Source organism: Cryobacterium sp. TMT2-10 (genome assembly GCF_004403075.1).
Lineage (GTDB): Bacteria > Actinomycetota > Actinomycetes > Actinomycetales > Microbacteriaceae > Cryobacterium > Cryobacterium shii.
Genome location: NZ_SOGW01000082.1, coordinates 1 through 18,906, shown reverse-complemented (window position 1 = coordinate 18,906; position 18,906 = coordinate 1). Strand labels below are relative to the sequence as shown.

Annotated in this window: 12 protein-coding genes and 2 pseudogenes; 8 read left to right on the top strand and 6 right to left on the bottom strand. The window is 70.2% G+C overall.

The window, feature by feature from the left end; translation table 11 throughout:
• Positions 1-318 (bottom strand): annotated as a pseudogene (locus tag E3T37_RS17195) (hypothetical protein); the annotation flags it as partial.
• A gap of 189 nt (positions 319-507) precedes the next feature.
• On the opposite strand from E3T37_RS17195, the gene erpA reads away from it, so the two are divergent.
• Positions 508-864 carry an iron-sulfur cluster insertion protein ErpA gene (gene erpA / locus E3T37_RS09540; protein WP_134366555.1) on the top strand — a complete coding sequence of 119 codons (357 nt, stop codon included), beginning with the start codon at positions 508-510 and terminating at the stop codon, positions 862-864.
• A 60-nt stretch (positions 865-924) separates the two neighbouring features.
• Here erpA and E3T37_RS09535 read toward each other — a convergent pair whose 3' ends face one another.
• Complete coding sequence (locus tag E3T37_RS09535; RefSeq protein ID WP_134366554.1) at positions 925-2,910, bottom strand: APC family permease; 1,986 nt, start codon at positions 2,908-2,910, stop codon at positions 925-927.
• Between the two features lie 148 nt (positions 2,911-3,058).
• Positions 3,059-4,384: an MATE family efflux transporter gene (locus E3T37_RS09530; RefSeq protein WP_134366558.1), complete on the bottom strand. Its 1,326-nt coding sequence runs from the start codon at positions 4,382-4,384 to the stop codon at positions 3,059-3,061.
• A 220-nt stretch (positions 4,385-4,604) separates the two neighbouring features.
• Between E3T37_RS09530 and E3T37_RS09525 the strand changes: the two are divergent.
• The 4 genes and pseudogenes from E3T37_RS09525 (at position 4,605) to E3T37_RS09510 (ending at position 10,071) form a co-directional block, all read left to right on the top strand.
• A pseudogene (locus tag E3T37_RS09525) lies at positions 4,605-5,545 on the top strand (ATP-binding cassette domain-containing protein).
• Positions 5,542-7,161, top strand: coding sequence for an ABC transporter permease (locus tag E3T37_RS09520; protein WP_134366553.1), 1,620 nt, complete (start codon positions 5,542-5,544; stop codon positions 7,159-7,161). The pseudogene E3T37_RS09525 and the gene E3T37_RS09520 overlap by 4 nt, the downstream one beginning before the upstream one ends.
• A 46-nt stretch (positions 7,162-7,207) precedes the next feature.
• Positions 7,208-9,172 (top strand): M13 family metallopeptidase, encoded by a 1,965-nt coding sequence (locus E3T37_RS09515; protein WP_134366552.1) that lies wholly within the window; start codon positions 7,208-7,210, stop codon positions 9,170-9,172.
• Complete coding sequence (locus E3T37_RS09510; RefSeq protein ID WP_241975961.1) at positions 9,169-10,071, top strand: serine hydrolase; 903 nt, start codon at positions 9,169-9,171, stop codon at positions 10,069-10,071. The genes E3T37_RS09515 and E3T37_RS09510 overlap by 4 nt, the downstream gene beginning before the upstream one ends.
• Positions 10,072-10,189: 118 nt before the next feature.
• On the opposite strand, the gene E3T37_RS09505 is transcribed toward E3T37_RS09510, so the two are convergent.
• A complete protein-coding gene (locus E3T37_RS09505) occupies positions 10,190-10,411 on the bottom strand; it encodes a YbdD/YjiX family protein (protein ID WP_134366551.1) in 222 nt (73 codons plus the stop codon).
• On the bottom strand, positions 10,408-12,711 hold the full coding sequence (locus E3T37_RS09500) for a carbon starvation CstA family protein (protein WP_134366550.1): 2,304 nt from the start codon (positions 12,709-12,711) through the stop codon (positions 10,408-10,410). The genes E3T37_RS09505 and E3T37_RS09500 overlap by 4 nt, the downstream gene beginning before the upstream one ends.
• Positions 12,712-12,884: 173 nt before the next feature.
• On the opposite strand from E3T37_RS09500, the gene E3T37_RS09495 reads away from it, so the two are divergent.
• Positions 12,885-14,270: a glycine--tRNA ligase gene (locus E3T37_RS09495; protein ID WP_134366549.1), complete on the top strand. Its 1,386-nt coding sequence runs from the start codon at positions 12,885-12,887 to the stop codon at positions 14,268-14,270.
• A 419-nt stretch (positions 14,271-14,689) separates the two neighbouring features.
• On the opposite strand, the gene E3T37_RS09490 is transcribed toward E3T37_RS09495, so the two are convergent.
• Positions 14,690-16,054 (bottom strand): glutamyl-tRNA reductase, encoded by a 1,365-nt coding sequence (locus E3T37_RS09490; RefSeq protein ID WP_134366548.1) that lies wholly within the window; start codon positions 16,052-16,054, stop codon positions 14,690-14,692.
• A 70-nt stretch (positions 16,055-16,124) separates the two neighbouring features.
• Here E3T37_RS09490 and E3T37_RS09485 point away from each other — a divergent pair, with 70 nt between their 5' ends.
• Positions 16,125-17,291, top strand: coding sequence for a uroporphyrinogen decarboxylase (locus E3T37_RS09485; RefSeq protein WP_134366547.1), 1,167 nt, complete (start codon positions 16,125-16,127; stop codon positions 17,289-17,291).
• Positions 17,288-18,811 carry a protoporphyrinogen oxidase gene (gene hemG, locus E3T37_RS09480; RefSeq protein ID WP_134366546.1) on the top strand — a complete coding sequence of 508 codons (1,524 nt, stop codon included), beginning with the start codon at positions 17,288-17,290 and terminating at the stop codon, positions 18,809-18,811. The genes E3T37_RS09485 and hemG overlap by 4 nt, the downstream gene beginning before the upstream one ends.
• Positions 18,812-18,906 lie beyond the last annotated feature (95 nt).

The following is an 18,906-nucleotide window of genomic DNA, read 5'->3' as shown; positions in this document are numbered from 1 at the left end:
CGAAACCCCGCGCCTGGCGGACGCGCCCGCCGCATCGGAATCGGACCAACCAAACTCGTACGTACCGAGCCCCGCAAGTTCGGGGCGGTCAAGCAGGACATCAGCCATGTTTACCTCTTCTTCCATCCACGACAACCCGGATATTAGTCCGGTCATCCCCGGCGGGTCTCGATCAGGAGAACCGCGGGAACGGGTTGTGAGGACGGCTACTTTGCGCGCCTTTACACGTTCAAGGATCACGCCGTGCTGCATCGCGGTCATCTGGACAGCGCGCATAAAAAATCGTTGAACACCCCACCCTAGGCTCTTGGTTTTCATCTGGCTAGAGGCCGGCGGGGTTTCGCAGCAGCCCCGGAGGAGCGGATGCCCAGGCCGGTCCCCGAGGGCACGGTGGACACATCCTCCCCGCACGGAAGGGCCTTAGAGTGTCTGAATACTCGTGCCCACGACGTCGCTTCCACCGAGCGGGCCGGGCGCGAACATCCGACGTGAAAGTCCGAGGAACCCATGACCGACACCATTGCTCCCGCCAACCCCGCGCACGGAGTCGGCCTGACCGAGGCGGCCGCGCAGAAGGTGCGCAGCCTGCTCCGTCAGGAGGGGCGCGACGACCTGCGACTGCGCGTCGCCGTGCAGCCCGGCGGCTGTTCCGGCCTGATCTACCAGCTCTACTTCGACGAGCGCATCCTTGAGGGTGACGCGCGCGTCGACTTCGACGGCGTCGAGGTCGTCCTCGACAAGATGAGCGTGCCCTATCTCGAGGGCGCGTCCATCGACTTCGAGGACACCATCGCGAAGCAGGGCTTCACCATCGACAACCCGAACGCCGGCGGCAGCTGCGCCTGCGGAGACTCCTTCAGCTAGCGGACACTCCGGCGGCACGGGATCGGATCGGCGCGGCCTCGCATCCGTTCGCCGTCGGGTTCAGCCACCGCCCACATGGATGCCCGGCCGGCGCGCCGGATCGGTCTCGCTCTTGCGCAGGATCTCGCGCACCACGGGGGCGGTGTCGCCCTGGCCCAGCAACAGATAACGCAGGAGGTGCCCGATCGGGCTACCCTCTGACCATTCGAAGTAAGCCTGCGGGCGCACCTCGGTCGCATCCCGGAGGGCCAGCAGGATGGCCGCGATGGCGTTCGGCGCCGCCGGGCTCTCGGCGCGGAGAATGCGGTACCCGTCGACTTCGACGCCTCGGACGCGCAGCGTTTCGCTGAAGCTCGACGGATCGACCACGGTGATCTCCAGGAACAGGAGGTCGGCCGCGCCGGGAACGGGGTTCATGCCTCGCTGTTCCCGTTCCTTGTCGGCGTACTCCGCCCGGTCCCCGGTGGCCCGTTTGTTCGCGATCAGGTTGAGAGCCCCGTCGAAGACGATCGAGTCCCGCACGAAGCGACGGGCGGCCTCATCGAACTCGACCCGTTCCACCCGCAGCTCCGTCGTGCGCGACACCCGGGAGATCAGGGACACGGTGACGATTCCGAGGATGAAGAAGATCGAGATGGTGATCCCGTCGGGTTTCTCGATGATGTTGTCGACGAGCGCGTAGACCAGAACCAGGGTCAGGATGCCGAAGGCGATGCCGGCCCTCCGTTGCTTGTGGGTCACCGCCGAGATGGTGACCGCCACGGCCCCGGACACCATCATCGCCAGGATCCCGGTGGCGTACGCTCCGGCCTGGGCGTTGACGTCGGCGTTGAACCCGATCGTGATCAGCACGCTGACGGCCGTGTAGACCAGCACGACCGGTCGAACGGCGCGGCTCCACTCGGGGGCCATCCCGTAGGCCGGGAGGTAGCGGGGCACGATGTTGATCAGGCCCGCCATCGCCGATGCGCCGGCGAACCACAGGATCAGGATGCTGCTCACGTCGTAGACCGTGCCGAACCCGTTCCCGACGAGTTCGTGCGCCAGGTAGGCCAGCGCGCGACCGTTGGCATCGCCTCCCGGCTGGAACGCGTCGGCGGGGATCAGGACCGTCGTGACCAGGCTGCTGGCCAGCAGGTAGACGCTCATGATGACGGCCGCGGCGGTCAGTAGTTTGCGGGTGTTGCGGATGCGCGACGCGAGCCGTTCCTGGGTGGTCTGACCGCTCGCGGCGACCAGCGGCATCATGCTGACGCCGGTTTCGAAGCCGGAGAGGCCCAGGACAAGGAGCGGGAAGGCGATGATCGCCGGGCCGAGGATGTTGCCGAAGCCCAGGCCGCCCGAGGTCACGGCGTCGGTCCACGCCGTGAGCGTGCCCGGGTCGGTGACGATGCCGTACAGGCCGACGGCGATCACGATCCCGTTGAGGAGCAGGAAGATCACGACCAGGGGCACGGCGACCGCGACGGCCTCGCGGAAGCCCAGCAGGAACACCCCGCCGAGCACCAGGAGCAGCGTCACCGTGATCGGCACGGCCTGCCCCTCGAGGAAGGCCGGCGCGTAGGGATTCTCCAGCAGGTGCACCGTGGCATCCGCGGAGGATAGGGTGATGGTGATGATCCAGCTCGTGGCGACGAAGCCGAGCAGCACCAGAACGAAGACCTTGCCCCGCCAGAACGGGAGGAGGCGCTCCAGCATCGCCACCGAGCCCTGCCCGTGCGGGCTCTCCTTGGCCACCCGGCGGTACATCGGCAGCATGCCGAGCAGGGTCAGGGCCACGATCAGGAGGGTGGCCAGCGGCGACAGGGCCCCCGCCGCCAGAACGGCGATGCCCGGCAGGTATGACAGGGTCGAGAAATAGTCGACGCCGGTCAGGCACATCACCTTCCACCAGGAGTGCGTCGACTCGGTGCTCTCCGCGGCCTCCGGCCCCACCGGCTGCACCTGGTTCTGCATCAACCAGCGAGCCAGGGGGCTCGGCGGCCCCCCGGGGAGGAGCGGCCGGGGAACGCTATCGGGAATCTCCGGAACCTCAATTGCAGTCATCAGTGTCCTTTGCACACGCGTCGTGTCCGCCGATGGTCAGGTCGTGAGACCGCGCCGGCACAACCACCATTCTCGACCCCGTCGCGCCCGTTTCAACCCGGCGCGCCCTAATTGAGCTCGTCGGGCTGGGCAAGCGGCCCCGGCCGCGTCAGCGTGCGCCGACGACCATCCACCGGGAGGCCCGGGCGCGCAGCCCCAGGGTCACCGCGCGGGCGCCGAGGTACCCGAACGCGAAGGCCGACATCAGCCAGGCCAGGCCCGCGGCCCCGGAGGGCGCCCAGAGCATGACCGCGACGGCCAGCGGTGCGAAGGCGGCCAGGTTGACCACGCCGGTCAGGGCCAGGTAGCGCGCGTCGCCCGCGCCGATCAGCACCCCGTCGAGCACGAAGACCACGCCGCCGAGCGGAACCGAGAGCCCGAGCACGATCAGCGTCGCCGGCAGCAGGCCGCTGACCTCGGTCGCGGTCGTGAACAGCCGGCCGAGCACCCCGCTCGCGGCGACCACGAGAAGGCCGAGGGCGGCTCCGCTGAGCACTCCCCACTCGAGGCAGCGCCGCAGCACCGCGCGTACGCCGGCCAGGTTGCCAGCGCCGAGGCCCTGGCCGACGAGCGCCTGGGCCGCGATCGCGAGGGCGTCGAGGGCGAAGGCGAGGGTGGCGAAGAGTGTCATGGCGATCTGGAAGGCCGCCAGTTCGGGGGACCCGAGGCTCGTGGCGACGTAGACCGCGAGGAGCATGGCTGCCCGCAGGCTGACCGTGCGCAGGAACAGCCAGCCGCCGGACGTCGCGCCGCGCAGCATCCCGGCCCGGTGCGGGCGCAGGGGCGCGCCCTCCCGGCGGGCATGGCGGCCGACGACGGCCAGGTAGACGGCCACCATCGCCCACTGGGCGACGACCGTGCCGAGGGCCGAACCGACGATGCCGAGGCCCAGCCCGTAGATGAACAGCGCATTCAGCAGGATGTTGGCCGAGAACCCGATCCCGGCCACCCACAGCGGGGTGCGCGTGTCCTGCAGCCCCCGGAGCAGCCCGGTCGCCGCGAAGACGAGCAGCATGGCCGGCAGGCCGAACATCGAGATGCCCAGGTAGCTCGCGGCCGCGGCGGTGACCGCGGCATCCGCCCCGAAGGCGCCGACGAGGAGGGGAGTGGCGAACCAGCCGACAATCGCGAGCACCACGCCGAGGCCGAGGGCCAGCCAGAGCCCGTCGATGCCGACGGCGACGGCCCGGCGCCGGTCACCGGCTCCCAGCCAGCGGGCCACGGCGGGCGTGGTGCTGTAGGCCAGGAACACCATCAGCCCGATGATCGTCTGCAGCACCGCACTGGCGAGGCCGAGGCCGGCCAGCGGCACGGTGCCGAGGTGGCCGACCATGGCGGAGTCCGCGAGCAGGAACAGCGGTTCGGCGATGAGCGCGCCGACGGCGGGGAGGGCGAGGCGCAGGATCTCGCGGTCGATGTGCTGCGGGCGGAGCATGGTGACGGTGATGCTCACGACTCTAGTTCAGCCGTTCGGGAGCGCCCGGCCTCTCGCCCGCCGGGGCGCCGCGGGCCCGGTCGTGAGGGTGCCGCGCGCCGGGCCAAGTGTGCCCGTTCCGGTCGAGAGTGGCCGGCATTGCGGGCACTCTCGACCGGAATGGGAACAAGGGGCGGTGGGGGAGTCGGTTCCGGGCGCCGTGGGGCGCAGCTTGGGCAGCATGAGCGCCGTCATCGAGACCCGAGATCTGCAGAAGCGATTCGGCCGGGTGCGGGCCCTCGACGGCCTCGACCTGTCGGTCCCGGCCGGCGAGGTGCACGGCTTCCTGGGGCCGAACGGGGCCGGCAAGTCCACCACGATTCGCGTGCTGCTCGGCCTCTACCGCGCGAGCGGCGGCACCGCGACGGTGTTCGGCGGCAACCCCTGGACGGATGCCGTGGCCCTCCACCGCCGCATCGCCTACGTCCCGGGCGACGTGAGCCTGTGGCCCAATCTCTCCGGCGGCGAGGCGATCGACCTGCTCGGACGACTCCGCGGCGCTGACCCCGCCGCGAACCGGGACCGTCGCCGGCACCTCCTCGAGGTCTTCGAACTCGACCCGACGAAGAAGGGACGTGCCTATTCGAAGGGCAACCGACAGAAGGTCGCGTTCGTCGCCGCCCTCGCGACGGCGGCCGACCTGTACATCCTGGACGAGCCGACCTCCGGCCTCGACCCGCTGATGGAGGCCGTCTTCCGCCGTGAGATCCGGGCCGCGGTATCCGACGGCGCCACCGAACTGCTCTCGAGCCACATCCTCTCCGAGGTGGAACACCTCTGCGACCGGGTGAGCATAATCCGGGCCGGCAAGACCGTCGAGACCGGCACGCTGGCCGACCTCCGCCACCTCACCGGCACCGAGATCGCCTTCGCGAGCACGGGTCTGACGGATGCCGACCTGGCCGGCTGGCCCAGCGCATCCCGGCTGCCCGCGATCTGGTCAGCTCGAACGGGCAGGTGGCCTTTACCGCCGACAACGACGCCCTGCCCGAGGTGCTGCCGGTGCTCGCGCAGCTGCGGGTGCAGGGCCTGACGATCGCTCCGCCGTCGCTCGAAGACCTCTTTCTGCGCCACTACCGCGACGAGATACCGGGTCGGCCGGCCGCCGGAGCGTCCCGATGAGCACTCTCGGGCCTCTGCTGCGGCTCCGCCGCGACCGGTTGCAGGTGCCCGTCTGGATCGCCTCATTCGGCGCCCTGGCCTTCTTCAGCGGCGTCGCGGTGGCGGGCAACTTCGGCGCCCTGGCCGAGCGCGAGGCCCTCGTGCGCATCGCCGTGCTCACCCCCACCATCCTGATGTTCCGCGGCGCGCCCCAGGGCGCCGCGGTGGATGCGCTCGTCTTCTTCCTGACCTTCGCCACTATCGCCCTGATGGCCGCCTTCATGAGCGCCTTCCTCGCCGTGCGGCACTCGCGCGCCGAGGAGGCGTCCGGGCGGGCCGAACTGGTCGGTGCGACGCCGGCCGGCCGGCTGATCCCGCTGGTCGCCACGATGGTGCACGGCGTCGGGACGGCCCTCGCGGCCGGCGCCGCGGTGGCCCTGGGCCTGCTGGCAGCCGGGTTCGAGGCGGCCGGTTCGACCCTTTTCGGGCTGGCCGTGGCCGGCACTTCCGTCGTCTTCCTCGGCGTCGGCCTGGTCTGCGCCCAGATCATGCGCACCTCCCGGGGCGCGAACGGGCTCGCGTCGGCGCTGATCGGCGTCGCCTACGTGCTGCGCGCCGCGGGGGATGCCGGGGGCGCGCCCTCCGCCGACGGCCTCCGCATCACCAGCGCGTGGCCGAGCCGGCTCTCGCCCATCGGCTGGGGCCAGCAGACCCAGGCGTACACGACCAACAACCCCACGCCCCTGCTGCTCGACCTGGCGTTCGCGGCGCTGCTCCTCGGCGTCGCCCTGGTGCTGCAGGCGGTGCGTGACCTGGACTCCAGCCTGATCGCGGAACGACCCGGGCGCGAGCATGCCCGGCGCACCCTGCGGGGCTCGTTCGGCCTGGCCTGGCGACTGCAGTATCCGGCGATCCTCGGCTGGTCGATCGCCGGTCTGTTCCTCGGCGTGGTGGCCGGCACCCTCGGCGAGACGGTCGTCGACCTGGTGCGGGGGAACGCCGCGTTCGAGGGGATCCTCGCCGGGATGGCGGGAGGCGACCGCGGATCGATCATCGACGTGTTCACCGCGGCCCTGTTCGGCCTGATCGGCATTCTTGCGGCGGCGGCCGCGATGCAGGCGATGATCCGGATGCGCCAGGAAGAGGCCGACGGTTCGGCGGAACTGCTGCTCTCCGCGCCGTTGAACCGCGTGCGCTGGCTGCTCGACTACATCCTCCTCGGCGGCCTGGCCCTGACGCTGGTGCTCGCGACGGCGGTCGTCGGCGCCGTCCTCGGGCTGGCCCAGACGACGGCTGCCCAGGCGGGCGACCGGATTCGGAGCGTCGCCGAGTCCGGGCTCGCCCAGGTTCCGGCGGCCCTGCTCATCCTGCTCGCCGGGGCCCTGTTCTTCGCGTACCTGCCGCGCGCCAGCATCGGGATCGGCTGGGCCCTGCTGCTGGTCGCCGTGCTGATCGGCCAGTTCGGCGACCTCCTCGACCTGCCGGACTGGCTGCAGGCCCTCTCGCCGTTCAGCCACACGCCGGTCGTCGTCGGAACCGGAGCCGACTGGAGCGAGGGCTGGTGGATGGTGGGCATCGCGCTGTGCCTCGGCGCCGCGGCGGTCATCGGCGTGCGTCGGCGCGACCTGGCCCTGTGAGCCCGAACCCCGCGACCATCAGGCGAGAGCGCATAGGGTGGGAGGCATGACTGACCTGGTGACCGCGTCCGGAATCGACATCGACGAACTCGACCCCGCCCTCCGGCCGCAGGACGACCTCTTCCGCCATGTGAACGGCAAGTGGATCGCCCGCGCCGAGATCCCGGCCGACAAGGCCCGCTGGGGGTCCTTCTACCTGCTCGCCGAGGAGTCGGAGAAGGCCGTCAGGGTGATCATCCTGGACGCCCAGTCCGCGGTGCCCGGCACCGAGGAGCGCAAGCTCGGCGACCTCTACGCGAGCTTCATGGATGAGGAGCGCGTCGAGCGGCTCGGCGCGACCCCCCTCGCGGCCGACCTCGCCACCATTGACGGCATCACCTCCATCCACGCGCTGCTCGGCACCCTCGGCCGCTTCGAGCGCGCCGGCGTGTCCGGCGCCTTCCAGCTGCACGTGGACAACGACCCCGGCGACCCCGAGCGGTACCTGGTCTTCGTCGAGCAGGCCGGGCTCGGCCTGCCGGACGAGTCCTACTACCGCGATGAGAAGTCCGCCGCCATCCGCGAGGCCTATCAGGCGTTCCTGGCCCGGATGCTGGGCCTCGCCGGCCTCGCGGACGCCGCCGGCCGGGCCGAACGCGTCTTCGCCCTCGAAACAGAACTCGCCACCCACCACTGGGACAAGGTTCGTTGCCGCGACAGCGAGAAGACCTACAACCTCAAGACCTGGGGCCAGGTGACCGCTCTCGCTGCCGGCGCCGACCTGCAGCTCTGGCTGGAGGGGCTCGACGCCCCCGCCAACGCCTTCGACGAGGTCGTCGTGCGCCAGCCCAGCTTCGTGACCGGGCTCGCCGAGATGCTGACCGAAGACCGGATCGAGGCCTGGCAGGACTGGCTGCGGTGGCAGGTCATCCGTTCGAGCGCCGCTTTCCTCTCCAGCGACTTCGTCGAGGCCAGTTTCGACTTCTACGGCCGCACCCTGACCGGAACCCCGCAGCTGCGGGACCGGTGGAAGCGCGGCGTCTCCCTGGTCGAGGGAGCACTCGGCGAGGCGGTCGGCCGCATCTACGTGGAGCGTCACTTCAAGCCCAGCGCCAAGGCGAGCATGGACGTTCTCGTCGCCAACCTGGTCGAGGCGTACCGGCAGAGCATCATCCAGCTCGACTGGATGACCGAGGAGACCCGCACCCGGGCCCTCGAGAAGCTGGAGCTGTTCACTCCGAAGATCGGCTACCCGGTCAAGTGGCGGGACTATTCGAGCCTGCCCGTCTCCGCCGACGACCTGCTCGCCAACGTTCACGCCACGAACGAGTTCGAGTTCCAGCGGGAACTCGGCAAGATCGGCAACCCGCTCGACCGGGACGAGTGGTTCATGACCCCGCAGACCATCAACGCGTACTACAACCCGGGGTTCAACGAGATCGTCTTCCCGGCCGCGATCCTGCAGCCCCCCTTCTTCGACGACGCGCGCGACGCCGCGGCCAACTACGGTGCCATCGGCGCCGTGATCGGCCACGAGATCGGCCACGGCTTCGACGACCAGGGCTCGAAGTACGACGGCACCGGGCTCCTCATCGACTGGTGGACCGAGGATGACCGCATCGCCTTCGAGCAGCGCACCAGCTCCCTGATCGAGCAGTTCAACGAGCTCGCGCCCCGGCAGGTGCCCGACCACCACGTCAACGGTGCGCTCACCGTCGGCGAGAACATCGGCGACCTCGGCGGACTATCGATCGCCTGGAAGGCCTATCTCCTCTCACTGGACGGCCAGGAGCCGCCCGTGATCGACGGGTTCACCGGCGCGCAGCGGTTCTTCCTCTCCTGGGCGCAGGCCTGGCAGCTGAAGATGCGCGACGAGGAGGCCATCCGCCTCCTGTCGATCGATCCGCACTCGCCCAATGAATTCCGCTGCAACCAGATCGTGCGCAACATCGAAGCGTTCTACACGGCCTTCGACGTCACGCCGGAAGACGAGTTGTGGCTGGCCCCGGAAAAGCGCGTCACGATCTGGTGACCGCCCAGGACTCAGAGCGACGGTCTCGTCACTCGTCCGCGCGCCGCGGGCGGCACGGCGGCACGGAGTCCGCGGGGAACTTCGGCCGCGGATTCCAGGCGCTTGGGGAGCTCGCCGTCGACGGGGTGCAGGTCTCGGCCCGGGCCACAGACCTGGTCACCGGCCGGGTGCTCTTCTCCGTCGACGACCACGTCGTCATGCCCACAGCGGGCATCGGCACCGTGCTCCTCCTGATCGAGGTGGCGGCCCGGCTCCGGGACGCCGACTTCGGCGCGTACACGATCCTCGATCGCACCGTCGCCGACTCGGCCGGCGGATCCGGCCTCTGGCAGCACCTCCAGGCGCCGTCGCTGCCCGTCGCCGACCTGGCGGCCCTGATCGGCGCGGCCAACGACAACCTGGCCACGAACGTGCTCATCCGTGCGGTCGGGCTGGACGCCGTTCGCGCCCGCACCGAACAGCTCGGCCTCGGCCGAACGGCCCTGCTCGATCTCGTGCGCGATCGCCGCGGTCCCGACGACGCGCCCCAGCTGTCGGTCGCCAGTGCCAAGGAGCTGACCTGGCTGTTCACGGCGCTCGCCCGGGGCGAGGTCGTCGACGCCGAGGCGAGTGAACGCGTGATCGGCTGGCTGTCGCTGGGCGCCGACCTGTCCATGGTGGCCAGCGCCTTCGGCTTCGACCCGCTCGCCCACCGGGAAAAAGACCACGGCCTGCTGCTGGTCAACAAGACCGGCACGGATGTCGGCGTCCGCAGCGAGGTCGGCATCCTGCGTGGCCCCCGCGCGGGCGTGACCTACGCGGTGTCGATGTCCTTCGCCGACACCCGCCTGTCTTCCCGCCTCGCCGTGCTGGACGGCATGCGCGCCGTCGGCCTCGACCTGCTGGAATACGTGCACTGACCTGCCGCGACGCTGCCCAGCGAGACGCTGACACAGCGCTGCCCCGCGAAGGGATCCTTCGCGGGGCAGCGGGCCGGTCGACAGCAGGTGTCAGCAGCAGGTGGTCACAAGTAGGTGCTCAGCAGCAGCGACCCTGCGGGTTGATGTCCTGCCGGTCGGTCTGGTCCCGCCAGAATTCGCGTTCCGTCATCATCCGCGGGGAGTCGCAGGCTGCGGCATCCGTGGCATGAAGCGACTCGTGGTGGGCCTTGTACTTGTCCCAGGCGTCTTCACCCATGACCCCTTTCACGAACCAGGCGACGTTCCTGGCGCCGGTGCGAACCGTGGCGAGGAGACTCATCGGCGGGTCGTCCTCTCCGGGGTGCCGACCTTGGCAACCTTGGCCTGCGCGGTCTGCGCGTCCCAGAGCGACGACAGGGCCTTCTCGGCCGGGGTCGCGCCGAAGCCCGACGGGGCGAACATCTGCGACGGCACCGCGTCATCTTCATTGGTGCCGAAGTCGCGGGTCTTGTAGGACTTCCATGTGGCCTGCACGGCGGTGATCATCACGATGATGGCCAGCACCACGAACAGGATCGAGAGGATGCCCTGAACCATCGTGTTGCGCACGACGGCTTCCATCGCCTCGACGGTCTTCGCCGTGCCGAAGGTCGTGAGCCCGTCATCGAGCGCCTTGGAGAAGGCGCGGTTCTGGGCGAAGTAGCCCACGGCGGGAACGGTCGAGAAGATCTTCAGGAACGACGCGTAAATGGTCACGACGGCGGCGAAGGTCAACGGCAGGGCCACGATCCACAGGTACTTGAACAGCCCGCGCTTGGCCACGATCGCCAGGCAGACGGCCAGCGCGATCGCTGCGAGCAGCTGGTTCGCGATGCCGAACAGCGGGAACAGTGTGTTGATGCCGCCGAGCGGGTCGGTGACTCCCATGATGAGCACGGCACCCCAGGCGGCGACCATGATGCCGGTCGTCAGCCAGGCGCCTGCACGCCAGGACGTGTTCTTGAACTTCGGGAAGAAGTTGCCCAGGCTGTCCTGCAGCATGAAGCGGGCCACGCGGGTGCCGGCATCGACGGCGGTCAGGATGAACAGGGCCTCGAACATGATGGCGAAGTGGTACCAGAACGCCATCATCCCCTGGCCGCCGATGACCTGGTGCATGATGTTGGCCAGTCCGACCGACAGAGTCGGGGCGCCGCCGGAGCGGGAGACGATGGTGGACTCGCCGACGTTCTTCGCCGTCTCGGTGAGCATGTCCGGGGTCAGGTTGACGCCGGTCAGGCCCAGGCCGTTCACGAATGCGACGGCGCCTTCGACGGTGCCGCCGGTGAGGGCAGCGGAGGAGTTCATGGCGAAGTAGATCCCGCGGTCGATCGACAGGGCGGCGACGAGCGCCATGATGGCAACGAACGATTCCATCAACATGCCGCCGTAGCCGATGAAGCGCGTCTGGCGCTCCTTCTCGATCAGCTTCGGCGTGGTGCCGGAGGCGATCAGGGCGTGGAAGCCGGAGAGGGCGCCACAGGCGATGGTGACGAAGAGGAACGGGAAGAGCGAGCCGCTCACCACGGGGCCGCCGCCGTTGACGAACTCGCTGGTGGCCGGTGCCGCGATCTCCGGGCGAACGATGATGATCGCGAGGGCGAGCATCCCGATCGTGCCGATCTTCATGAAGGTGGAGAGGTAGTCCCGGGGAGCAAGCAGCAGCCAGACCGGGAGGATGGCGGCCACGAAGCCGTAGATGATGATGCCGATCGCGAGGGGCAGCGGGTCGACGTGGAAGAAGGATGCGCCCCACTCGGTGTCCGCGATCATGCCGCCGCCGACGATGGCGGCCAGTAGCAGGATGAATCCGATGATCGAGATCTCGCTGACGCGGCCCGGGCGGAAGAAGCGCAGGTAGACGCCCATGAACAGGGCGATCGGGATGGTCATCGAGACCGAGAAGACGCCCCACGGGCTGGCCGCGAGGGCGTTGACGACGACGAGGGCGAGGATGGCCACGATGATGACCATGATCGCGAGGGTCGCGATCAGGGCGGCCGTGCCGCCGACCTTGCCGAGCTCGTCCCGTGCCATCTGGCCCAGGGAACGTCCGCCGCGGCGCATCGAGAAGAACAGCACCAGGTAGTCCTGAACCGCACCGGCGAGGACGACGCCGACGATGATCCAGATCGTGCCCGGCAGGTAGCCCATCTGGGCGGCCAGGACGGGACCGACGAGCGGTCCGGCGCCGGCGATCGCGGCGAAGTGGTGGCCGAAGAGGACTCGGCGGTCAGTCGCGGCGTAGTCCTTGCCGTCGGCCTTGTATTCGGCCGGAGTCGCGCGCCGGTCATCGGGCCGGGTCAGGTGCTTCTGGATGTAGTTGGAGTAAAAGCGGTACCCGATGAGGTAGGTGCAGACGGCGGCGAAGACGAACCAGATGGCGTTGACGGTTTCCCCGCGAACCACGGCGAGCATCACCCAGCTCAGGCCGCCGAGCAGTGAGATCCCGCCCCAGAGCGCGATCTTGGCCGGAGTCCAGTGCGCCTCTTCGGCGTCGTGCGTGGTCTGGTCGAGGGCTACGGGCAACAGCGCCGGATCCCGGTCCAGTGCGTCCACCCCCTCGGTTGAATCGTGTGGCGTGCGGGGCTTGGTGCCCATGATCTCTCCCTTGAGGCCCCGCAAGGACTGCGGAATTCCTTAGCTAGGCTAACAGCCGAACGGCGGAATCCGGACGCACGCCTAAAATAGGGTGAGCGCCGGTCGGCTTGTGCCTGATCCTCCGCGATTTCCCGCTCTTTCCACCTTTTCCACCTTCGACCATTGGAGCCACCGTGGCCGCCCCCACCCGCCTCGATTCCGTCATCGCCCTCGCCCGCCACCGCGGGTTCGTCTTCCAGGCCGGTGAAATCTACGGCGGATCCCGGTCCGCCTGGGACTACGGGCCGCTCGGGGTGGAGCTCAAGGAGAACATCAAGAAGCAGTGGTGGCGCTTCATGGTCACCAGCCGCAACGACGTGGTGGGCCTCGATTCCTCGGTGATCCTGCCGCGCAAGGTGTGGGAGGCATCCGGTCACGTCGAGGTCTTCAGCGACCCGCTGGTCGAGTGCACGAGCTGCCACAAGCGGTTCCGGGCCGACCACCTCGAGGAGGAATTCGAGGAGAAGAAGGGCCGCCCGCCCGAGGGCGGCATCGACGGCATTCCCTGCCCGAACTGCGGCAACCGCCACATCTGGACCGAGCCGCGCGCCTTCTCCGGCCTGCTCAAGACCTACCTCGGCCCGGTCGACGACGAGGCCGGCATGCACTACCTGCGCCCCGAGACCGCGCAGGGCATCTTCGTGAACTTCGCCAACGTGCTGCAGGCGGCGCGCATGAAGCCGCCGTTCGGCATCGGCCAGATCGGCAAGAGCTTCCGCAACGAGATCACCCCGGGAAACTTCATCTTCCGCACCCGCGAGTTCGAGCAGATGGAGATGGAATTCTTCGTCGAGCCGGGCACGGATGAGACGTGGCACCAGTACTGGATCGACCAGCGGATGGCCTGGTACACCGGCCTCGGCATCAACATCGACAACCTGCGCCTGTTCGAACACCCGGCCGAGAAGCTCTCCCACTACTCCAAGCGCACCGTGGACATCGAATACCGCTTCGGCTTCAGCGGCAGTGAATTCGGCGAGCTCGAAGGCGTCGCGAACCGCACCGACTTCGACCTGAAGACGCACGCCGCGGCATCCGGAAAGGACCTCTCCTACTTCGACCAGACGAAGAACGAGCGCTGGGTCCCGTACGTGATCGAGCCCGCTGCCGGCCTCACCCGCTCGCTGATGGCGTTCCTCGTGGACGCGTACCACGAGGAGGAAGTGCCCAACGCGAAGGGCGGCGTCGACAAGCGCACCGTGCTGAAGCTCGACCCGCGCCTCGCGCCGATCAAGGTCGCCGTGCTGCCCCTGTCCCGCAACGAGGCGCTGTCGCCGATGGCGAAATCCCTCGCGGCGCGGCTGCGCGAGTCGTGGAACGTCGACTTCGACGACGCCGGCGCGATCGGCCGGCGCTACCGCCGCCAGGACGAGATCGGCACCCCGTATTGCGTCACGGTCGACTTCGACTCGCTCGAGGACCAGGCCGTCACCGTGCGCGACCGCGACACCATGGCGCAGGAGCGCGTGCCGCTCGACGCGCTCGACGCCTACCTCGCCGTGCGCCTCCGCGGCGCCTAGCCGGCATTCGGCCGTCGTCGGCGCCCCGTCGCCGGGGTCTGTCGGCGTCGCCGCCGGTTTGTGCGCATAACTCCTGCAATTCGACACGGCCCGGCCGCGCTCCCGCGTGTTTCCGGGGCGCCGGCCGCCCCGCGCGACGAATTGCAGGAGTTATGCACGTGCTGGGCACCTGGGCGACCCGGAGAGTTGCCGGTGACCGGGTAGCGAGGCGGGGTGGTCTGCGGGGCTGACTCGGAAGAGCGGGGTGACCGGTGGGGCTAACTCAGGAGGAAACCCGGCCGGTGGGGCTAACTCAGGAGGAAACCCGGACGGGAGCCCGGGCAGGCCCGGAACGGCGGGACGCCGGCGGCCCGGCTCGGCGTTTCTCCTGAATTAGCCGCAAGAGGCGGCGGGAGACGGATGCCCGGACGAAGACGGGGTCAGGATGCCGCGGGGCCGATATCGGCCACCGTGGCCGACGAACCGGCGGCTGGAAGCTGAACCTCGATGCCGAACAGGGCGCCGAGCCCGGTCAGGTACGCGGCCTGCTCGCCGGCGCGGGCCAGTTCGCGGGACCGCACCATCGGGGTGTGCAGCAGCACGCCGGCGAGGTGGCGCAGGGCAGCCTCGGTCTGCTCGCTGGAGTCGCCCCGGCCGCGGGCCCGCAGGATCTCGCCGTCGAGGATGTCGAAGACGTGGCTGCGTAACGCGACGACGGCCGGGGCCAGGCTCTGTTCTTCGGCGACCGCGGAGAATTTGCGCGCCGCGCGGCCCACGATCAGGCGGGCGTCGCTGGTGGCATTGAGCTCTTCCAACGGCGCGTGGATGCGGATGGTCTCGAGGTCGAGGAGTTCCACCCCCGCCAGTTCGGTGACGTCGGGGTCGACGTTGCGCGGCAGCCCCAGGTCGATGATGAGCCGGCGCGGGGCCTCGGCCGCGGCATCCGTCGGGCAGGAGGGAAGGTGCGGCAGGGCGCCTCCGACCGGGGTCTGCGCCGTGACGGCCAGGCCGGCGCGGAGAAGCGCCGCGTTGACCACGTGGTCGTCGGCGGTCGTGCAGGTGAGGATGAGGTCGGCCAGGGCCGATTCCGCCGCGAAGTCCGCCTCGGCGACGGCGGTGATCTGGTGCGAGGAGGCGAATTTGCGGGCGCGGCCCGACGGGGAGTACACCCGCACGTCCTCGGCGCCGAGGTCGCGCAGGGCGGCGAGGGAGGCGCCGGCGTACCGGCCGGTGCCGACGAGGAGAACGCGGGTCTGGCCCCAGTCCGTGACGCGGCTCTCGGCCAGTTCGAGCGCGAGGCGCACCAGCGAACGGCCGGCGGCGCCGATCCCGGTGCGGTTCTTGACACCGCGGGAGGTCTGGGAGGCGCGCTGGAAGAGGCGCTCCAGTTCGGGGCTCGTGGTGCCGCCGAGGCGGGCCTGCTCAAGCGAGCGTCGCACCTGGCCGGCGATCTCGCCCTCGCCGACGACGACGGATTCGAGCCCGCTGGTGACGGCGAAGAGGTGCTCGGCGACGCTGCTGCCGTGCACGAGGTCCAGGGTGCCCCGGAGGACCTCGGCGGTGACGCCCGTGCTTGCGCTGACCCCGTCGATAGCGGCGTGAATGGCCGTCAGGGGGGATGCCCCCGCCGGTTCGTCGAGGTCGAGGTAGGCCTCGAAACGGTTGCAGGTGGCGACGATGACGGCTCCGACCAGGGCGGGATGCCGCTCCAGGATGTCTTCGGCCGTGTCGCCTGAGCCGACGGACAATCTCTCCAGCACCTCGAAGCTGGAGTTCTTGTGGCTGGCGGACAGGCAGATCAACACTCACCGAGTCTACGACGCCCCGGAGGGGGCGGAATCGCCCGCGGCTTGGAAGTTTGACAGAATCAAGGCAATGAACCTCGACGCGCAACACCCTCTGGCCACCGGACTCACCACCGATTCCCGCCTCATCCGCGCCTACCAGGGCACCCGACCGGACGTGACGCCGGTCTGGTTCATGCGGCAGGCCGGTCGATCGCTGCCCGAATACCGGTCGCTGCGGGTCGGCACCCGCATGCTCGACGCCTGCCTCGACCCGGAGATGGCGAGTGAGATCACGCTGCAGCCCGTGCGCCGTCACAACGTCGACGCCGGCATCCTGTTCAGCGACATCGTCATCCCGCTCAAGCTGGTCGGCGTCGACGTGGAGATCGTCGCCGGCATGGGCCCGGTGCTCGGCCAGGCCGTGCGCACCGCCAAGGATGTCGCGGAGCTCACCGCCCTCGATCCGGCCGTGCTCGAGCAGACCCTCGCGCCCATCGGCCAGGCCGTCGCCCGCACCGTGGCCGAGCTGGGGTCGACGCCGCTGATCGGTTTCGCCGGCGCCCCGTTCACCCTGGCGGCCTACCTCGTCGAGGGCGGACCGTCCAAGGACCACATCCACGCCCGCACGCTCATGCACGCCGACCCCGACGCCTGGGCGGCCCTGATGGCCTGGACGGCGGAGGTCACCGGGCGCTTCCTGCGCGCCCAGGTCCTGGCCGGCGCCAGCGCCGCGCAGCTGTTCGATTCCTGGGCGGGCGCGCTCTCCCTGGACGACTACACCCGGTACGTCGCCCCGGCGTCGGCCGCGGCGATCGCCCACGTGCGTGACCTCACCTACGACGAGGGCTCGGCCGCAGGGGCCGCCGGCACAGGCGCCGCCGACACCACCGACACGGATGCCGCGGCCTCCGTGCGCCGCAACGTCCCGGTCGTGCACTTCGGCGTCGGCACCGGCGAACTGCTCAAGGAGATGCACGGCGTCGGCGCCGACGTCGTCGGCGTCGACTACCGGGTTCCTCTCGACGAGGCCAACCGCCGACTCGGCGGCCTGGTCCCCGTGCAGGGCAACGTGGATCCCGCGATGCTCGCCGCCCCGTGGCCGGTGCTCGAGGCGCACGTTCTCGACGTGCTCGAGCGCGGCCGCACGGCGCCGTCGCACGTGCTGAACCTGGGCCACGGCGTGCCGCCCCTGACCGACCCGAACGTTCTCACCCGCCTGGTGGCCTTCGTACACGAGGTCACCGCCGGCGCATGAAAGACGTCATCGTCATCGGCGGCGGGGTGGCCGGTCTCGTGGCCGCCCGCGCCTGTGCGCGAATCGGGCTCAGCGTCACCGTCCTCGAGGCCACCGCCGCGCTCGGCGGTGCGGTCGGCAGCCACGAGGTGGCCGGCCTCCGCCTCGACAGCGGCGCCGAGAGTTTCGCCGTGCGACGCAACGCCGTCGCCGAGTTCGTGGACGGCCTCGGGCTGACCGACCGGATCGTGGCCCCGAATCCCGCCGGGGCCTGGCTCCACCTGCCCGACGACCGCACGCCCGGCGGTTCCCTCAGCGTTCCCCTGCCCAAGGCGGGCGTACTCGGCATCCCCGGTTCGCCCCTGGCCGATGACGTGCGGCGGGTGATCGGCTGGAGCGGCGCCCTGCGCGCCTACCTCGACCGGCTGATGCCGGTTCTGACGATCGGCCGCGAACACAGCCTGGGCGAACTCGTGCGCAAGCGGATGGGACGCCGGGTGCTCGACCGGCTCGTCGAACCGGTCACCACGGGCGTGTACTCGTCGTCGGCCGACGACCTCGAGGTCGACGTCGTCGCCCCCGGGCTCAACTCAGCGCTGACCGTGACGGGTTCCCTCTCCGGCGCCGTCCTGTCGTTGCGTTCGGCCGCGCCGGCCGGTTCCGCCGTGGCCGGCCTCCACGGCGGCATGTCCAGCCTGGTCGGGGCGCTGGTCGCCGATCTCGAGCACTTCGGCGTGCAGATCGAGACGGATGCGCCTGTCACCGCGCTCCGCCGCGCCGGCAGCGACGAGGAACCGACCTGGACGGTCACCCGCCGCCCGGCTGCCGCAATGACGGCAACGGCTTCGACGCCGGCAACCGCCGCGACGCCGGGGGATGCCGCCACGCCCGCCGCGGATGCCGCGGGCCCGGAGCCCCTCGACGCCCGCTTCGTCATCATCGCGACCCCGGGCGCACAGGCGCTCGGCCTCGTCGCCTCCCTCAGCCCGGCCCATGCGGCGCTCGCCGAACTCGCCTGGCCGAGCCCCACGGCGATCGAGCTCGCCACGATCGTGATCGACGCACCGGAGCTCGACGCGAATCCGCGCGGCACCGGCGCGCTCGTCGCCTCCGGCACGCCCGGGGTGACCGCCAAGGCGCTCACCCACGTGACCGCCAAGTGGGAATGGGTGGCCGCGGCCGCCGGTCCGGGGCGCCACGTCATCCGTCTGTCCTACGGCCGGGCCGGCCAGGACAGCCCCACCGCCGCCCTGTCCGACCAGGAACTGCTCGCCCTCGCCCTCCGGGACGCCCGCACGATCCTGGGTGTCGACCTCGACGCCGGGGCCGTGCAGGGCTTCGCCCGCACCGTCTGGGGCGACGCCCTGTCACCGGCAACCGTGGGCGCCCCCGCCCGGGTGACCCAGGTGCGCGAACTGCTGGCCGCGACCCCCGGGCTCGAACTGACCGGTGCCTGGCTGGCCGGAACCGGCCTCGCCTCGGTGATCCCGGATGCCCTGGCCGCGGCCTCCCGCACCCGGCACGCGGCCCTCGGCCTCTAGATGAGTGAGTCCTAATCGATTGTCGGTAGCGGTACACGTCTAGTCAGATCGGACTGGCCCGGCGTGGACGCTGTTAATCGAAGGCGGAGGGTGTT